The sequence below is a fragment of the Spirosoma jeollabukense genome, from assembly GCF_054777855.1.
On the sequence record NZ_BAAHAD010000014.1, the window covers coordinates 1 to 15,877 of the forward strand.

Consider the following 15,877-nt stretch of genomic DNA (forward strand, 5'->3'; position numbering starts at 1 on the left):
CAGCAGAAGTTGAGGAGTGGTCCGCTGAACGTTTTGGTTGGGATTTGACTGATTTGGACATAACTAAGGTGGTTTGGGTGAAACAATTTAGAAAATTGTCTCTTCCCATTTTCACCCTATTTGTCCACTTTTACTTGACGACGTACAGTTTAAAGTGCGAAGACAATCTGCTTGGGCTCTCCCGGCTGCTTTTTTTCTAGTACTTGCTTTTGAAGTGGTCAGGTTCAGAGACACGGATGACCTTGCAAGACTTGTTTTCCTCTCTTTCATTTTTCTACTTTTTCTTCTTATCGTTTCCTTATTTTCCGTCTTTACATATTTGAAGCTTACTCGTGTTGTAACAACCTATTTTTATGATCAAAATTTCAATTGTTGGCATTTCACTACTTATTTAGGAACAAGTATTGTAGCCAATAATGATGTAGTAGAAAGACAAGGAGAGTTATCATATATAAACACTCGATTCAAATCTAAATTATTCATAATCAAAGGAAAAGAATTTTATTTCCCACTGGAAAAATTAGAATAGTCGAATAATACAAGTTTAGAGATATAGTACCTCTGGAAATAGATAATTCACTGACTATCAAATATTTTCACCAAAATTAGTAGCCTTAATTTTTTAGTGGTACCAAAAAAAATCCCCATAAGTGATTGACTTACAGGGATTTATAGTGGAGACGGAGAGATTCGAACTCTCGTCCAGTCAAGGAAACCAACGCGCTTTCTACATGCTTAGGTACACTTGGGATTGTCGGGAATCGGCCCGGTGTATACCAGACCAAGCGTCATCCGTAGGTGCTTGTGTCTCACTCAGCCGTTAACACCATAAACTGAGCCAGCGCTGCGAGTCGATGCCTCCTGATCCAGCCAGCAGCACGTAGGCCGGGGAGACAATGGCTATTGCTTAATCCTCCGGATTAGGCAGCCATGGCGTAGTTATATTCGCCAGTTATTGTTTTGACGATTTGTTTGGGCGGGAAATTCCGTCAACTCCCGGCATGCTTACACGCGACCTCAGCAAGCTGTCAATTCCGGTCGTCCCCAAATTAACGGCCCCGTTTCCGGGCGTGTATTGTAACTAACCTCGCCAAACCACATTTAGTTCGACAAGTATGGCTCATTAATTATAATTTTTCAATGAATTTTAATAACTTATTTACCCTGAAATTAGTTATGCGTTATATAGAACGCGGCCTATAGATTAGCTTGACTCAGCAATGACCATAACCCCTTTTGAAACAAATCTGTATCAGCAATTAACGCCGTTTTTTACGGGGCATCAGTTCCTGTTGCTTCCCGAAAAGAAACAGTTCCGGCGTGTCATTGACAACGGGTTCCAGAACATCATTCTGTCGTCGGTATTCTATAGTGAAGACACGAAACTGGAGGTTAATTTTGGGTGTCGGAACGATCAGGTTGAGCAGGTTGCCCAGCAGTTTCTAAATAATCTGCCCGATTACCGACCCGATGCGAATACGCTTATCGTTTCCATCGGTCGGTTTAGCGGTTTTCAATACTTCCGCTACAGAATTCATTCGCCAGACGAACTAGCCGATGTTTGTGCACAAATTGAGCAGTTCTTCGAGACACAGGGGTTCAATTTTCTGAACGCAGCTTCTACTTTACCAACGCTCGACCGACTGCTGAATGAACATCCCGGCCAGCCTTGCCAATACGTTTATAACCAGACCCATCGGTGCTACAAAGGCCTGATTGCGGCTCGCTTGAACCATAATCCTCACTTCGACGGGCTGGTGGACAGTTACCGACATATGCTCATTCGGATGACGCAGAATCCCTACGAGCAACTTCATTTCGAGCGACTGATTTCGTATTTGCAGCACTACTCAGCCAATTAACGTATCGTCGGCCTAAGTATGTTGATACGTGTTACTCTTGCTATCCGGCCTGAAGGCCGACGGTACGTTTACTGCTTCACAAATTGCGCAATGGCAGTGGCCAGTCCAGGCGTAAGCGGCAAATCCGGGTTAACGTAGGTTTTCAGATTCGCCAGTTGATCGTCGGAGGCTACATCTTTCAATACGTGGGTCATATTCTCGAACAGCATCATTTTGTCTTTCGGCCGTTCAGCTTTCAGTTTTTCAGCATCCGTTACCGTTACCTGCAAATCCCGTTTTCCCTGTATAATGAGCACCGGTACGTTCAGCAATGCAATTTGATCGGTTGGATCGTAGCGCATCCAGGAAATCATGTAAGGCTGCACGCTGGGCCGGAACAGTTGCTGAACGGAAGGTATTTTTGTCGGCAACGTACCTAACGTATTGCCGGCCCGCAACGTATCGAGCGAAGCAAAAACGGCCTGACGATCGGCTTCAGCCAGTTGTGGTCCCAATTGCGCCCGCAACGTATTGGCAATGTCCTCACCCGGCCCGGCCAGCGACACAAACGCGTCGGCGTCGGCCTGTCGGGCGGCAATCATGCCAATTAGCGATCCTTCGCTGTGCCCTACTACGACAACTTTCGAGAAACGTGGATCAGCCTTAAGTTCTTTGATGTACCCGACCGCATCGGCAATGTAGGTTTCAAAACGCAGGTCTATTTCCTTCGCCGTTACATCAATGCTTTTGCCCGAAAACCGTTTATCATACCGTAGCACAGCGATTCCCTGCTTCACCAGGCTGTCGCTAAGCATCCGCAACGAAGCGGCTTTCGGCGTGCCCAGGGCACCTACAGGCACGGGGCTGTTTCCATCCCGATCCGTCGGACCAGACCCGGCAATCAACAACACGACCGGCAGTGGACCCGTGGTATTGCCGGGCAACGTCAAGGTACCATCGAGAGTCAGTGCATCTGAAACGAGCAACATGGGCTCCTCTGTCTGTGCCCGTGAAACCAGCGGAATTGATGTTAGCAACAAGGCGGAGAATAAAACGCTACGTATCATATCGATGGGGCAGAAAACGGAATGAACGGTTGATGATGGACTGGGTTTGGAACCCTGCTTTAATCCAGTGGCAGTTGGGTTGGTCAATGTGGGGTAGGCTTCACAAATTGCGCAATGGCAGGCGCCAGCCCTGGGCTAAGGGACTGCGTAACAGCGGTATATGTTTTTGCATTTTCATTTTGCTCCTTTCCTTCATAGGTTCTGAGCATGTGTGTCATGTTAGGAATAAGAACGAGTCGGGCGTCGGGTCGGGCAGCGTTTAAGAGCTCTGCTTCCTTTACGGCTACTTGAAAATCATTGGTTCCCTGAATAATAAGCACCGGCCCGCGATAAGCTTTTATATCAGTGACCGGGTCGTGTTTCATCCACGAAATCAGGTACGTTTGCGAACTGGGCCTGAATACTTTCATCAGGGCTGGACTGGTCGTGGAAACGGCATGGCCCGCTTTTAGCGATTCCAGGATCCGGTATGATTCGGGTTTAAGCGAATCGGGCATCGCATAGGCAAACTGACTTTTCATAACATCAGCAATGTTACGGCCAATGCCCGCAATCGAAACAAAACCCGAAGCATTGGCTGCCTGTGCCGCAATCATGCCTACCTGTGATCCCTCGCTATGGCCCACCACGAAAACTTTCGAGAACCGTTTGTCGCCCTGCAACAGGCGAATGAAACCAACGGCATCCTCAATTACTGCATCAAACAACCGATCGGCTGGCGTTACTTTTTTAACGTCTGTTGCTTTACTTTTCCCGGCGCCCCGTTTATCGTAGCGCGCTACTGCCATGCCGCGACTGACTAAACTATCAGCCAGCATCTTGTGCACGTTCGTGATCAGGCCAAGCCCACTGTTCCCATCCCGATCGGTGGGACCAGAACCCGCTAACAACAACACTGCAGGTATGGGTCCTGTTGTATTAACAGGCAATGTCAACGTACCATCCAACAGGAAGGCGTCCGTCTTAAGTTGGATCGGCTCGTCCGTTTGAGCCAATACAGCCGGGCACATAGCCAGCAGAAAAAAGGTGAAGAGAATAATGCGGTTCATCGGCGTAGAAGGCTAACCCTTAATTAAGTTGATGTGCTTTTTCCTGCTGGAAATAGATGTAGGAGTAAACGACCGGAACGAGCGATGTGAGTAAAATAACACCGACCACACTAACTTCAGTATACGGCGTCGGCACAACCAGGGCTAACACCGCACTCAACAGGCCACCCACTACCATCAACCGGCCGCCCATGCGGTGCGTTTTGCGCCAGACGGTTTCGTTTTGCAGCGTCCAGGGCGTGCGAATGCCTATAAACCAGTTTGGCTTTACGGTAGTCATGTAGTTTCCGATACCAGCCAGCAGTAGCCCAATAATGGCTAACATAACAGCATACGATTGCCGCTCATTGGCCTGATGGCCAGCCATGTACCACATCCAGCCCAGTATGGCGGCAAAGCCAAGCGTAATGACGAAACGAAGTTTTTGATAATTCGACGACTGCAAACGGCCTTTGGGATCAATGCTGGGCAGGTAACGTAGCACCAGATACAGAATAACCGACGCAATGCCTACGAGTAAAGTGGCTTCCCCTTTTGGCATCCATCCGTCAGCATGACCATGCACATCAAAGTGCGTTGCGATCTCTGCTGGCAGTTGGTGCCAGAGCAATCCCACGTACACAAAAGGAGCTATCAGCACTGTAACTATCAGAATTTCGGCAGATGTGTTCGTTGTTTTCATAAGTGTTAAGGAAGTTTAACGGGTTGGTTGGGAGGTTTTTGTTTCGGCAGATGGGTCTTCGGTTTTCTGGAAACTCAAGAGCCAGGCAAGCAGCTCATCGAGGACGGTGGTATTGAGCGAGTAGTTGATAAACTGTCCCTGCTTCACCGACTCAACCAGGCCAGCCTGACGTAGCAAATCGAGATGGTGCGAAATGCTGGGCTTTGTCATATCGAATCGCTCGGCAATATCACCGGCGTTCAAATCACCCCCGCGCAGCAGGTCCAGTATCTGCCGACGGGTCGGATCGTTCAGGGCTTTAAAGAGGTTGTTCATCACCAGATCATTAAACGGTTAGACAAATATCTAATTAATCATTTAGACAATTATCTAATTAATAGGAATGGTCATTTTTAAGGATGATCGGCAATATAGGTTGATGGATGGAAGTTTGAACCAGATTATTTTTGAACGACACTGATATTACCACTTCCTTCAATATAGCAAGTCTTAACATCGCCTATTTGATCGATGCCCTGTTGTCGCAACATACCCATCAATTCTGAGGTTGTAATCAGCTCCTTTTTCATGTTTTGCCGCTGTAGAACCCCGTTTTTGATGAGCAGCACGGGATCGGGCTCCCCTATTTTGCTGAAGAATACCGACCGAAAGCCCAGCCAATTGATGGCATAATCCCAGAATACCAGCACACCCACAAGCAGGCAACCTTCTGTCACCGACGTATACTCACCCGCCATGGCATTTTGCGCGGCATCTGAAATCAACGTAATGAGCAGCAAATCCCCGATGCCTAATTGCCCGGCCCCGCGCCTGAAAAACCGGATATAAAGAAAACAAAACCAGTACGTTAATGAACCCCGAATCATAACTTCCCAGAGCGACATGCTGGGAACAAACATTTTATGCCAATCGATATCGGCAAGCAGCAAGGCATTCATAGACATTCAGGTTAACGTAACAGGTAGGTATGAACCAAATTCAGCCGGTATAATTTGGGATTCACTACTTCTTATTAGGAACGTATCGACAAGCCTCGTAACTCCTATATCCCCTGAAGGGGACTTTAGTCGAGCGTAGGCAAAATCCATTCAGGGGCGGTCCGACGGTTCGGTTCAGGAATATAGCTTCCAATTGCTTTTTTTATTACACAAAGCTATCGTATTTCCGATCGATCAACTCCGCCACTAATCCTGTCCAGCCGGTCTGGTGGCTGGCACCCACTCCCCTCCCATTGTCGCCATCAAAGTACTCGTAGAAAAGCACATAATCTTTGAAATGTGGGTCCTGATACTTTGGATGCTCACCAAATACGGGCCGCTTCCCAGTTGCATCGCGTGTAAAGATACTTATCAGGCGATTCGTGAGTTCGTGCGCAACGGCCTTAAGCGTAATCTGCTTACCCGATCCAATGGGGTATTCAACCGTAAACTCATCGCCAAAGTAGTCGTAGAACCGATCCAGGCTTTCGATCAGCAAATAATTAATGGGCATCCAGACGGGACCACGCCAGTTGCTGTTTCCCCCAAACATATCGCTATCACTTTCAGCCGGGGTATAAGCCAGTTGGAACGTAGTGTTTTCCAGGGTAAAATCATATGGGTGATCCTGATACACTTTCGATACCCCCCGGATACCATGCGGACTCAGGAACTCGGTTTCGTCCAGCACTTTACTGAGCAACGCTTTTAGCCGAAACCCACGCAGTAAACTTAGCAGCCGCTTTTCGCCGACGCCTTTTTCGGTGTAGCGCGACACCTGGTTGTATAAATCAGGCCGGTGTCCCTGAAACCAGATCATCCGTTGCAGAAACGGCGTATTGGCCTTGAGTAATTCATTGTCCAGAATCTCCACGGCAAACATCGGAATTAAGCCTACAATCGTCCGCACGCGCAACCGCAGCACGTTCCCATCATCAAGACGTAGCTGATCGTAGAAGAACGCATCCTCCTCGTCCCACAAGCCAATATTGGTTTGCCCAATGTTGGTGATGGCCCCGGCGATGTATAGAAAATGGTCGAAAAACTTGGTGGCCATTTCGTCATACACACAGTCGTGCTGCGCCAACTCAAGCGCAATACGCATCATATTCAGCGCGTACATGGCCATCCAGCTCGTCCCGTCGGCCTGCTCCAGATGACTACCATCGGGAAATAACGTGTTCCGGTCAAAGACGCCAATGTTGTCTAAACCCAGAAAACCGCCCTCAAAAATATTATTCCCCGATTGATCTTTGCGGTTCACCCACCAGGTGAAGTTGAGCATGAGCTTATGAAAAATACCCCGTAAAAAGGTCAGATCTTCTTCGCCGGGCGGTTTTCGCTCCAGTTCCAGGTGATATATCCGCCACGCGGCCCACGCCTGAACCGGCGGATTCACATCGCTGAACGCCCACTCATAAGCAGGCAGTTGCCCGTTGGGGTGCATAAACCATTCATTCGTGAGCAGCATCAGTTGCTGCTTGGCAAAATCGGGGTCAATGACCGCCAGGGCCACGCAGTGAAAGGCCCAGTCCCAGGCCGCATACCAGGGATATTCCCATTTATCGGGCATGGAAATAACACCCGCGTTAATGAGTTGCAGCCATGTATGGTTGCGCCCCTGCAATCGTTCGGGTGGTGGCGGTGGACTATTCGGATCACCCGCCAGCCAGCGCGATACGTCATAGTAATAGTATTGCTTGCTCCACAGCATCCCGGCAAACGCCTGCCGTTGCACGAGTTTTTCGTCGGCAGTCGCTTTTTTAGGCTGGAGGTGTTTATAGAATTCGTCGGCTTCCCCTTTTCGCTGCGCGACAATCGCATCGAAATCGTCCATGGGCTTCGCCAGTCCAGCCGATTCAAGCCGCACCCGAATTGTAGACGACGCTCCGGCGTCAATGTTGAGGACGTAGTGGGCGGCTGCCTTCGTACCCGTCTGGGCAGGGTTGACGGTAGCCGCGCCATGAATCACATGATCGTTGATACCGTCTTTAGGATACCGTGACCCGTTATGCGTATTGTACAGCCGGGCCAGGTTCGATTCGTTTTCGCAGAACAGCCATTCCGGGCTCCCGTCGGCACTCAATACGTAGTGGCCTACATCCGAATCCTCAACGGAGACCGTTTTATTGGGCTGTAAAACAAGCTGGGGATAATAGTTGGGCACGCCATCGGTATCGTCGCCAAACCCCCACGTATTCCTGAACCAGAGCGTGGGCAACACATGAAGGCTGGCAGCTTCGGGACCGCGATTATGGACGGTTATGGTCATCAGGATATCCTTGGGACCTGCTTTAGCGTATTCAACAAAGACATCGAAATAGCGATCGTCATCAAACAGGCCCGTGTCGAGCAGCTCAAACTCCGGATCATGGCGCGTCCGACGGCCGTTTTCGTCAATGAGCCACTGGTACGGGTAGGCGGTTTGCGGGTATTTATACAGCATTCGCTGGTACGAATGCGTTGGCGTGTTATCTATGTAATAATAGAGTTCTTTAACATCTTCGCCGTGATTGCCCTGGTGGTTAGTCAAGCCAAAATAGCGCTCCTTCAAAATAGGATCCTGACCGTTCCAGAGCGACAGGGCCAGGCAAAGCTGCTGTTTCTCGTCGCAGAAGCCCGCAATGCCCTCTTCGCCCCAGCGGTACGTATAGCTACGCGCCATGTCGTGCGTTGTGTAGTTCCAGGCATCGCCATTTGAGCTATAATCTTCCCGCACAGTTCCCCACTGGCGATCAGAAACATAAGGCCCCCACCTCCGCCAGGCAGGGTCGTCTAATCGTTGTTGTTCGGCAGTCATACTTATGTACGATACAGGATGTAGGAAGTAGGATATACAACTGAATTCGCCTATATCATACACCATACATCCTATATCTTTCTCATCCGTTTGTAGAAAATCCTTCGAACACCGTCATGCCGCCGTCGATGAAGATGCTGGCGCCCGTAATGTAGTCTGACTGGTCGGAGGATAAGAAAACGGCGAGATTACCAATGTCCTGAGGCTGACCGATGCGGTTGTAGGGCACAAGCGTCATCAGGCTGTTCAAGGCTTCGGGGGTTTCCCAGGCGGCCCGGTTGATGGGTGTTTGAATAGCACCCGGACATATGCTGTTAACGCGAATCTTACGGTCGCCGTATTCCTGCGCCAGCGACTGCATCAGCATTTTGATGCCCCCTTTGGACGTAGCATAGTTGACATGGCCGCCCCAGGGGATCAGTTCGTGGACTGAACTCATGCAAATTATTTTTCCGGTAGCTGCCGATACGTCCGGACGCGGTCCCCGGCGCAAAAACTCCCGAATGGCTTCGCGGGCACACAGAAACTGCCCTGTCAAATTAACGCTAATGACCGTGTTCCATTGGTCGAGGGTCATTTCGTGAAATTTGGAATCACGTTGCAGGCCCGCATTGTTGATCAGAATATCGACCGTACCGTAAGCCGCCACTACGTCGGCAAACATCTTGATCACCTCATCTTCCTTGCTGACGTCGCACTGGGCTACCATACCCGCACCACCGGCATCCGTAATTTCTTTCAATACAGCATCGGCCGCTGGCTTTGTCCCCTCAACCGGGTAGTTTATTACTACGGTAGCACCGGCAGCCGCCAGCGACTTTGCGACACCCGCACCAATGCCACTACTGGCCCCGGTGATCAGTGCAATTTGTCCTTTCAATAGTTGATCCATAAAGTTTACGAAGCGTTTTTTTAGTGGCATGGCCTTTACCAAATCTGTAAATGAGCCATTATTCCTTTGTTTGTTGCTGCAAAGTACAGACTCCCCATCGGTCGCACAATAAATTAACCAACTGTTAATTTTCTGGACTTTCACCTGGAGCCGTGCCACCGGTTGTCTTGAACGTACTTAGGAACCGTGGCACGGCGCTAAGCCAAAGTCCAGACTGTTGAAAAAGTCTATAGATAACGCATCAGGCTTTTTCTAAAATTTATCGGCTATTTTAGGGCTTCTGCCTTCAAATCTTTCCACTAGTATACAACTTCCTCATGTTCACTACAAAACGTGTTCCGTTCCACATAATTTTTCCCTTTGCCTGGCGATCTGTCCTAATCTTCTTCGGGTATTCAACCCTTATTTGTATAGGTTACAAGGTCCTGGACTGGACATTTCTTGCCATTCCTTTCGTTCCGATTGCCACAATTGGAACAGCCGTTGCTTTTTATGTCGGCTTTAAAAATAACTCTTCCTATGACCGGCTTTGGGAGGCCCGCCGGATTTGGGGAAGTATCACCAACGCCAGTCGGTCATGGGCCATTATGGTACTCGACTACGTGAAAGAACATCCAGCGACTCAACCGCTTCCTGATACAGACTTAGCGCACATTCGACAGCAGCTACTTTACCGGCATCTGGCCTACATAACCGCTCTGCGCGTACAGCTTCGGCAAAAACTCGTCTGGGAACAACATTTCAACACGGCACATGAGCTTGTTGAACGTATTGATGCGTTCCGGCAATGCAGTCTGGATGTTGAGTTAAGCCGTTTTTTGCCTAAAGACGAAGTAGAAGCAATTATAAAGCACCCGAATCCAGCCACGAATCTGCTCCGGGAGCAGTCGGCGCTACTGGCCCAGCTACGCGACAGCGGGTACATGAGTGATTATTACCACGTAGAACTGGAACGAATGCTAGCCGAATTTTATAATCAGCAGGGAGCCTGTGAGCGCATAAAATCGTTTCCGTTCCCGCGTCAGTACGCCTATTTCAGCTTTGTCTTCACCTGGCTGTTTATCATTGTACTACCCTATGGCCTACTAACCGAAATGGCCCGTGTCAGTGGCTGGCATGTCTGGTTAACTATTCCGTTCTATACGGTTATTGCCTGGATTTTCAATACGATGGAAGTGATTGGCGACACCAGCGAAAATCCGTTTGAGAATAGTATCAACGACGTACCCATGACAGCAATCTGCCGCACTATTGAAATCGACCTGCGTGATATGCTGGGGGAATCAGAACTTCCCAAACGTGTGCAGGCTGTAGATAATATTTTGATGTAGTTAGGACGATTTTGCCGCACGTGACGCCTGATCAATGTGTAGAAAAGTAATTTGACAAACCGGCTTGACCCGTTACAAAGTCCTTACTAATCAACTGGAAACTTAAGCGAGATCGCGCAAATACGTCCCTAATGAGTACATATAGCTGGCCATTTACACTGATCCGTAAATGGCCATTTTTTATAGAATTGGATTATTAGCATGAAAACTAGGTGTATAAAAAAATAAAGTCCTAAAAATTAGGATTATTAGAAAAATACAATTCATAAGTCAAAAATAGGGACTTGCTGTACTTTTCCAATAATCACCCCATTATACTGATAGCGAATTGTCTTTTTAGAAGAATATTCATCGAAACGAGGCCATATGAGCCTTATGGTGTTGCATTAAACCGAGTTTAGGCCACACCTTTGTCCCGGTAAAACATAAATTTCAATCCAACATGAAACAGTTCCGTTTATCAATCGCCGTACTATTATCAGTATGGAGTCTGGCAGGCACAGGAGTGGTCATCGCCGACAATGGTGCAGGAGCGAATGGGGTGAAAGTTGAGAAGTCCGAACAAAAGAAAGTACGCATTTATACACAGCCGGGCGCAGCGGTTGACGTGGCACTTATTGATGCCGACGGCAACGTACTCTACCGGGGAGTCATTTCCAAAAACAGCAAAAAGGCGACTGCATTCAATCTGAATAATCTACCCGATGGTCAGTATTATCTGACAGCCGGCAACAATGCCTGGTGGATGTCGCAGGGAATTTCGATCAAAGCAAACGCACTCAGCATCGATGATCGTAACATTCAACAAGTGATGGAACCAACGTTGACGGCCTACGAAAAGAACAAAATCGAAGTGTCGCTTCCTAATAAGAACCTCGCTGAAGCGAACGTAGCGATCTATGATGCTCAGAACGTACTGGTTCAAACCGACTCGTTCAAAGGCTCGACCCGCCGGTTCGATTTATCGGGCCTTCCCGATGGCGCCTACACGTTTGTGGTTGGCCCAAACCAGAAGCAATTTACAACACGCGTAAACATTCGGCACTAGGTTGCTGTACTGTGATTCGCTAGCCTTCGGGCGTGTTTAATTACACATTCTCAACTCAATGCGGTTAGGCTTTTCGGACAAGCCCTGCCGCCCATTCAACTCCCAGCCTGCTGCGTTCTTACGATCGCAGCAGGCTTTTTTTAGGTGTTTTACAGAAAACGGCGTGCCACGGTTTAAAACCGTGGCACGCCGTTTTTACGTATCTACGGGCTTTAGCCCGTGTTTGAGTTGATATGAAACACGGGCTAAAGCCCGTAGATACCTTAGTTTGCCATCACTTTCTGATGCTGGTTGTATTGAGTACGTGTAGGAGTCAGTCGTCGGCGGGCAATGGTGAGTGTCTTGCCGCCAGCCAATTCAATGAAGGCATTCATCCCAAAAGCAATACGCTTTACATACGCCAGATTCACTACGTGTGATTTATGGATACGGGCAAAGGGCGCATTGCTCAATTCCATTTCAAAACTTTTCAGCGTTTTTGCCATCAGGTACCGCCGTTTGTCACGGGTATGGATAAACGTGTAGTTCCCTGAACCTTCCAGCCAGACAATGTCTTCACTGGCAATCACGATGGATCGATTTTGACAGAAAAGCGTAATGCGATGCGTTGCTGGTGAATAGACAGCTGAGTCGGGTGCATGAACCGGGCTTACGGGTAGTGGTGCTAAAGTAGTCATTGGAAGAGGGGGTAAGATTGCCGTGCTTAATATTGAGAACAAACCTAGCTGTCACGCCCCCTCCGTTCAATTATAAGTGCGTCAAACGGTACAGAAGACCGTATGAATCGTATAAAAGAGCACTTAAACTGTTTTGCTAATTTTAACTATTTGTCTACCGGGCTAATGCTGCTCTCGACCGAATTGCTGATGAAGGCGACTCGCTTGCTATCGGGCGACCAGGAAGGCGTATTGATCGTACCCTGACCCCCGTAGATATAGGCTACCACTTTAGGTTGCCCAACACCCGAGATGGGGAGCATCCGCAGGTAAACGTGCTTGTAAAACGGGTGATCGTCGGGCTTCACCTCTTCTTTCAAAAAGGAAATGAACAGCAGCCACTTCCCATCGGGCGAAATGTGCGGAAACCAGTCGTGAAACTCGCCGGTCGTTGTGACGGCTTCCTGCTGACTGCCATCGGGTTTCATTCGCCAGATTTGCATGGTTCCGGTTCGGTTGGAGTTAAAATAAATGTACTGGCCATCGGGTGTGAATTCCGGACCGTCATCCAGGCCTTTGGCATCGGTTAACCGAACCTCTTCTCCACCGGCGGCAGGCACGCTGTAAATGTCGAATTCATTATTCCGCTGTCCCGTAAAGATCAATGTCTTCTTATCCACCGACCAGCTGTGCAGGTACGAGGGACCTTTGGGCGTAATCTGTTTCGGATTCCCACCCGTTACCGGAACGGTGTAAATAATGGAGCCGCCTAACTCTTTGACACCACTGCTCAGACCCAGCATCTTTCCATCGAAAGACAGTACGTGGTCATTATTATTGTTTTTTACCTCACCCGTATTCAGTACTGTAGGCTTACGTTTGGCCAGGTTGAAGATATACATCAGCCCATCGCTGTTGTATAGCAGGGTTTTACCATCGGGCGTCCAGTTGGGTGCCTGAATTGACTTGGGCGAATTGAAAATCACCTGCCGGTCCCCGGTTGTTACGTCCAGAATCTCCAGATTGCTGGCCAGATATTCGCGGTAAGGCACCAGTCCGTCGGGCGCGGGCGCACTGATCCGTACATCGCGGAAGACGCCCCGTTCTACTACGTCTTTGTTGTGCGAGCCAACAAATAAACCAACATACACCTCCTCGCCAAGCGGAAGGTCAGCCACCTGTTCGGTTACAAAAGGCTCCCCGAACTTGGCCACGCGCATCGTGTAGGTATTCCCTTTCCGTTCCAGTTGGATAACGTCGGCACCCGTTATTTTTGATTTAATCTCCTCTGTATTAGCCCCGGCAGTACGCCGAAATTGCAATGACGTCAACCCATCACCATGTTCAACGGCATTAATGTGGGGCGATTTACCATCCAGACTGCTCCGAACCATCCAGCCCACTTTCCGATGCGGATCAACGCCTTTTCCTACTAACGCAGCCCGGGTATAAAGGATAAAATCACCTTTCAGGCGTTTCCACATAAAATGAAACTCGTCGTGATCGAACCAGACGTTGTAGCCCGAACCGGATAGTTCATAAGTACGCGTCCTGGGATTATAACTGGCAGAACCGGGTTTCAGCACGGCACCAACGTCACCATGTCCCTCAAAGATGCCTATCTTTTGCGCCTGAACGGTAACGTTGGTTGTCAAAAATAAACTGCCTAAACAGGCAAAAAAGATCAATTTAAGGTTTTTCATCAGGGTCTTACTTTGTGTAATCAGATTGGAAGTTGCTATTTCGTAGCAAGGCGTTAGTCTTGACATTCTACCGATTAAGGGATCATTAAATATCTAATCTAACACAGCGAACTCGCGGAGAACACAGGCCCGCTGTCGTTTATGTCCGTTAATCCTTCCTGTTCTTTGTGTTAGAAAAAGCCTTTTTGGTTAGATTCCTGCATAAAATCCCTTACCTGGCTGTATCTATACGATGCTTCATACAAATCTGTCTCAAACACTATCTTTTTCATGGTCCTCTTCTTGCCATCGTCCCTTCGTAAAATAGCCTTGCTGAGTCTTTTTATGGCTTACGCTTTTAACACATTGGCTCAGACAAAACCTAAAACCTTTACGTTTCTCATTTACCACAAACTGAATCCCGGACTCACCGTTCAGGACGCGCTGTCTGTTGAACGGGAATGGCGCAAAGTCAATCAGGCCGCCGTTGACGAGGGTAAGCTCGAAGGCTGGTATATGACCGTCAAGCAGTTTACGTCGAACCCAAACCAGACGGAGTATGACTACGTAACGAAAATTGTTACGTCGGAAATGGCCATCAAAGGAGCTTCACCGGAGGCTATGGCCCGAATGTATGGCGACAGTGTAAAAACAAAAATGGCGGATCTGGGACGCCGTGACCGCGCCACAGCACCCGTTGTTAAAATGGAAATCTGGGAAAATACGGATGCCTCGTTTGACCCCAAATTTGCCCCCGACGGCACACAGCTCATGGTGGTTGACCGGCTTCAACGACGAAACCCACTGGCCACTGTTGACCTGGGCCCGTTGAAACGCCTGAGTGATGAACGTATCAGGAAAAACACGCTTCTCGGCTGGGACTTCTCGGCGTTGGCGGTTCCCAACGGCAGCGAGAAGGGCTATGAGTATACTAGCACGCAATACGTATCGAACATGAGCGCCCTGGCCGATCCGGCCTATAAGCAGTTCCGTACCCAAATTAATCAGACGTTCGACGTAGTGCGGCAGGAAATTTACCGGTTTCAGGAGTTTACGGTTAAACCTGGCAAATAAAAAATGAGTACCACAGAGGTCATGGAGTAAACATAGAGATTCACGGAGTAAGAGATAAATGAAGTTCTCTGTGAATCTCCGTGTTTACTCCATGACCTCTGTGGTATAACTTTAAATAACTTTCTCAACCACGTTATGAACGGAAAGAGTGACGATTTACACGGTAATGCTCCCGATAAATCTCCGGTAGCCCTGCTGATTATTGATATGATCAACGATCTGGAGTTTCCCGGAGGAGATCTGTTAGAAGAAACAGCCCGCGCGGCAGCCGACCGCATTGCGACCCTAAAAGGCAAAGCCAAAACGCTGAACATTCCGGTTGTGTATGTCAATGATAACTTTGGCCGCTGGCAATCCAATTTCAATGACGTACTGGAACACGTACTGACGGATGGCGTTCGGGGCCAGCCATTGGCCGAAATCCTCAAGCCCGACCCTGATGATTATTTTGTGCTTAAGCCAAAAAACTCGGCCTTCTATGCCACCACGCTCGATACGCTGCTAACCTACCTGAACGCAAAACACCTGATTCTAACCGGACTCAGTACTGATTCGTGCGTGTTGTTTACGGCCAACGATGCCTATATGCGCGACTTAAAACTCAGCGTTCCCTCCGACTGCGTTGCGTCCATTAAACCTACGCACACGACGGATGCGCTGGCTTATATGAAGCGGGTTCTGAATGCCGACACAACGCCATCCACCCAGATTGACCTGGCGGCCATGAGCCGGAATCTGTCTCTGGCTTAGCCAATTACCCCCATTTTTTACTACTTAC

At 48.7% G+C, this 15,877-nt stretch carries 15 protein-coding genes and 1 other RNA gene; 6 read left to right on the forward strand and 10 right to left on the reverse strand.

Going from position 1 to position 15,877, the window contains the following annotated elements:
- On the forward strand, positions 1–200 hold a 200-nt coding region (locus ACYVEA_RS30335; protein WP_461117128.1), incomplete at its 5' end, for a hypothetical protein.
- A gap of 472 nt (positions 201–672) precedes the next feature.
- On the opposite strand, the gene ssrA is transcribed toward ACYVEA_RS30335, so the two are convergent.
- Positions 673–1,046, reverse strand: a transfer-messenger RNA (tmRNA) gene (gene ssrA / locus ACYVEA_RS30340).
- Between the two features lie 174 nt (positions 1,047–1,220).
- On the opposite strand from ssrA, the gene ACYVEA_RS30345 reads away from it, so the two are divergent.
- The gene (locus ACYVEA_RS30345; protein ID WP_461117129.1) at positions 1,221–1,862 is read left to right on the forward strand and encodes a hypothetical protein; all 642 of its coding nucleotides are present in this window, start codon (positions 1,221–1,223) and stop codon (positions 1,860–1,862) included.
- A gap of 68 nt (positions 1,863–1,930) precedes the next feature.
- Here ACYVEA_RS30345 and ACYVEA_RS30350 read toward each other — a convergent pair whose 3' ends face one another.
- The 7 genes from ACYVEA_RS30350 to ACYVEA_RS30380 all read right to left on the reverse strand — a co-directional run bounded on the left by ACYVEA_RS30350 (position 1,931) and on the right by ACYVEA_RS30380 (position 9,308).
- Positions 1,931–2,908: an alpha/beta hydrolase family protein gene (locus ACYVEA_RS30350; RefSeq protein WP_461117130.1), complete on the reverse strand. Its 978-nt coding sequence runs from the start codon at positions 2,906–2,908 to the stop codon at positions 1,931–1,933.
- Between the two features lie 83 nt (positions 2,909–2,991).
- Complete coding sequence (locus ACYVEA_RS30355; protein WP_461117131.1) at positions 2,992–3,957, reverse strand: alpha/beta hydrolase family protein; 966 nt, start codon at positions 3,955–3,957, stop codon at positions 2,992–2,994.
- A gap of 19 nt (positions 3,958–3,976) precedes the next feature.
- Positions 3,977–4,639 carry an SdpI family protein gene (locus ACYVEA_RS30360; protein WP_461117132.1) on the reverse strand — a complete coding sequence of 221 codons (663 nt, stop codon included), beginning with the start codon at positions 4,637–4,639 and terminating at the stop codon, positions 3,977–3,979.
- Between the two features lie 15 nt (positions 4,640–4,654).
- Positions 4,655–4,954, reverse strand: a complete 300-nt coding sequence (locus ACYVEA_RS30365; protein WP_461117133.1) for an autorepressor SdpR family transcription factor — start codon at positions 4,952–4,954, stop codon at positions 4,655–4,657.
- Positions 4,955–5,079: 125 nt separating this feature from the next.
- The gene (locus tag ACYVEA_RS30370) at positions 5,080–5,577 is read right to left on the reverse strand and encodes a DUF421 domain-containing protein (RefSeq protein ID WP_461117134.1); all 498 of its coding nucleotides are present in this window, start codon (positions 5,575–5,577) and stop codon (positions 5,080–5,082) included.
- Positions 5,578–5,782: 205 nt separating this feature from the next.
- Positions 5,783–8,416, reverse strand: a complete 2,634-nt coding sequence (locus ACYVEA_RS30375) for an MGH1-like glycoside hydrolase domain-containing protein (RefSeq protein WP_461117135.1) — start codon at positions 8,414–8,416, stop codon at positions 5,783–5,785.
- Positions 8,417–8,498: 82 nt separating this feature from the next.
- Entirely contained in the window at positions 8,499–9,308 is an 810-nt protein-coding gene (locus tag ACYVEA_RS30380) for an SDR family oxidoreductase (RefSeq protein WP_461117136.1), read from the reverse strand.
- A gap of 317 nt (positions 9,309–9,625) precedes the next feature.
- On the opposite strand from ACYVEA_RS30380, the gene ACYVEA_RS30385 reads away from it, so the two are divergent.
- Both ACYVEA_RS30385 and ACYVEA_RS30390 read left to right on the forward strand, forming a co-directional pair.
- Positions 9,626–10,639 carry a bestrophin family protein gene (locus ACYVEA_RS30385; protein WP_461117137.1) on the forward strand — a complete coding sequence of 338 codons (1,014 nt, stop codon included), beginning with the start codon at positions 9,626–9,628 and terminating at the stop codon, positions 10,637–10,639.
- Positions 10,640–11,081: 442 nt separating this feature from the next.
- The gene (locus ACYVEA_RS30390; protein ID WP_461117138.1) at positions 11,082–11,687 is read left to right on the forward strand and encodes a T9SS C-terminal target domain-containing protein; all 606 of its coding nucleotides are present in this window, start codon (positions 11,082–11,084) and stop codon (positions 11,685–11,687) included.
- Positions 11,688–11,950: 263 nt separating this feature from the next.
- Here the strand turns inward: ACYVEA_RS30390 and ACYVEA_RS30395 are convergent, their stop codons facing one another.
- Positions 11,951–12,364: a LytR/AlgR family response regulator transcription factor gene (locus ACYVEA_RS30395; RefSeq protein WP_461117139.1), complete on the reverse strand. Its 414-nt coding sequence runs from the start codon at positions 12,362–12,364 to the stop codon at positions 11,951–11,953.
- A 146-nt stretch (positions 12,365–12,510) separates the two neighbouring features.
- Positions 12,511–14,046, reverse strand: a complete 1,536-nt coding sequence (locus ACYVEA_RS30400) for a TolB family protein (protein WP_461117140.1) — start codon at positions 14,044–14,046, stop codon at positions 12,511–12,513.
- Between the two features lie 270 nt (positions 14,047–14,316).
- Between ACYVEA_RS30400 and ACYVEA_RS30405 the strand changes: the two genes are divergently transcribed.
- Both ACYVEA_RS30405 and ACYVEA_RS30410 read left to right on the forward strand, forming a co-directional pair.
- Complete coding sequence (locus tag ACYVEA_RS30405) at positions 14,317–15,099, forward strand: hypothetical protein (protein ID WP_461117141.1); 783 nt, start codon at positions 14,317–14,319, stop codon at positions 15,097–15,099.
- Between the two features lie 135 nt (positions 15,100–15,234).
- Positions 15,235–15,849 carry a cysteine hydrolase family protein gene (locus ACYVEA_RS30410; RefSeq protein WP_461117142.1) on the forward strand — a complete coding sequence of 205 codons (615 nt, stop codon included), beginning with the start codon at positions 15,235–15,237 and terminating at the stop codon, positions 15,847–15,849.
- Positions 15,850–15,877: the final 28 nt, after the last annotated feature.

What these genes read in the sequence shown, in the direction of transcription:
- ACYVEA_RS30345 (WP_461117129.1), top strand. Translation starts at nt 1,221, where the DNA reads ATGACCATAACCCCTTTTGAAACAAATCTGTATCAGCAATTAACGCCG.
- ACYVEA_RS30350 (WP_461117130.1), bottom strand. Translation starts at nt 2,908, where the DNA reads ATGATACGTAGCGTTTTATTCTCCGCCTTGTTGCTAACATCAATTCCG.
- ACYVEA_RS30355 (WP_461117131.1), bottom strand. Translation starts at nt 3,957, where the DNA reads ATGAACCGCATTATTCTCTTCACCTTTTTTCTGCTGGCTATGTGCCCG.
- ACYVEA_RS30360 (WP_461117132.1), bottom strand. Translation starts at nt 4,639, where the DNA reads ATGAAAACAACGAACACATCTGCCGAAATTCTGATAGTTACAGTGCTG.
- ACYVEA_RS30365 (WP_461117133.1), bottom strand. Translation starts at nt 4,954, where the DNA reads ATGAACAACCTCTTTAAAGCCCTGAACGATCCGACCCGTCGGCAGATA.
- ACYVEA_RS30370 (WP_461117134.1), bottom strand. Translation starts at nt 5,577, where the DNA reads ATGAATGCCTTGCTGCTTGCCGATATCGATTGGCATAAAATGTTTGTT.
- ACYVEA_RS30375 (WP_461117135.1), bottom strand. Translation starts at nt 8,416, where the DNA reads ATGACTGCCGAACAACAACGATTAGACGACCCTGCCTGGCGGAGGTGG.
- ACYVEA_RS30380 (WP_461117136.1), bottom strand. Translation starts at nt 9,308, where the DNA reads ATGGATCAACTATTGAAAGGACAAATTGCACTGATCACCGGGGCCAGT.
- ACYVEA_RS30385 (WP_461117137.1), top strand. Translation starts at nt 9,626, where the DNA reads ATGTTCACTACAAAACGTGTTCCGTTCCACATAATTTTTCCCTTTGCC.
- ACYVEA_RS30390 (WP_461117138.1), top strand. Translation starts at nt 11,082, where the DNA reads ATGAAACAGTTCCGTTTATCAATCGCCGTACTATTATCAGTATGGAGT.
- ACYVEA_RS30395 (WP_461117139.1), bottom strand. Translation starts at nt 12,364, where the DNA reads ATGACTACTTTAGCACCACTACCCGTAAGCCCGGTTCATGCACCCGAC.
- ACYVEA_RS30400 (WP_461117140.1), bottom strand. Translation starts at nt 14,046, where the DNA reads ATGAAAAACCTTAAATTGATCTTTTTTGCCTGTTTAGGCAGTTTATTT.
- ACYVEA_RS30405 (WP_461117141.1), top strand. Translation starts at nt 14,317, where the DNA reads ATGGTCCTCTTCTTGCCATCGTCCCTTCGTAAAATAGCCTTGCTGAGT.
- ACYVEA_RS30410 (WP_461117142.1), top strand. Translation starts at nt 15,235, where the DNA reads ATGAACGGAAAGAGTGACGATTTACACGGTAATGCTCCCGATAAATCT.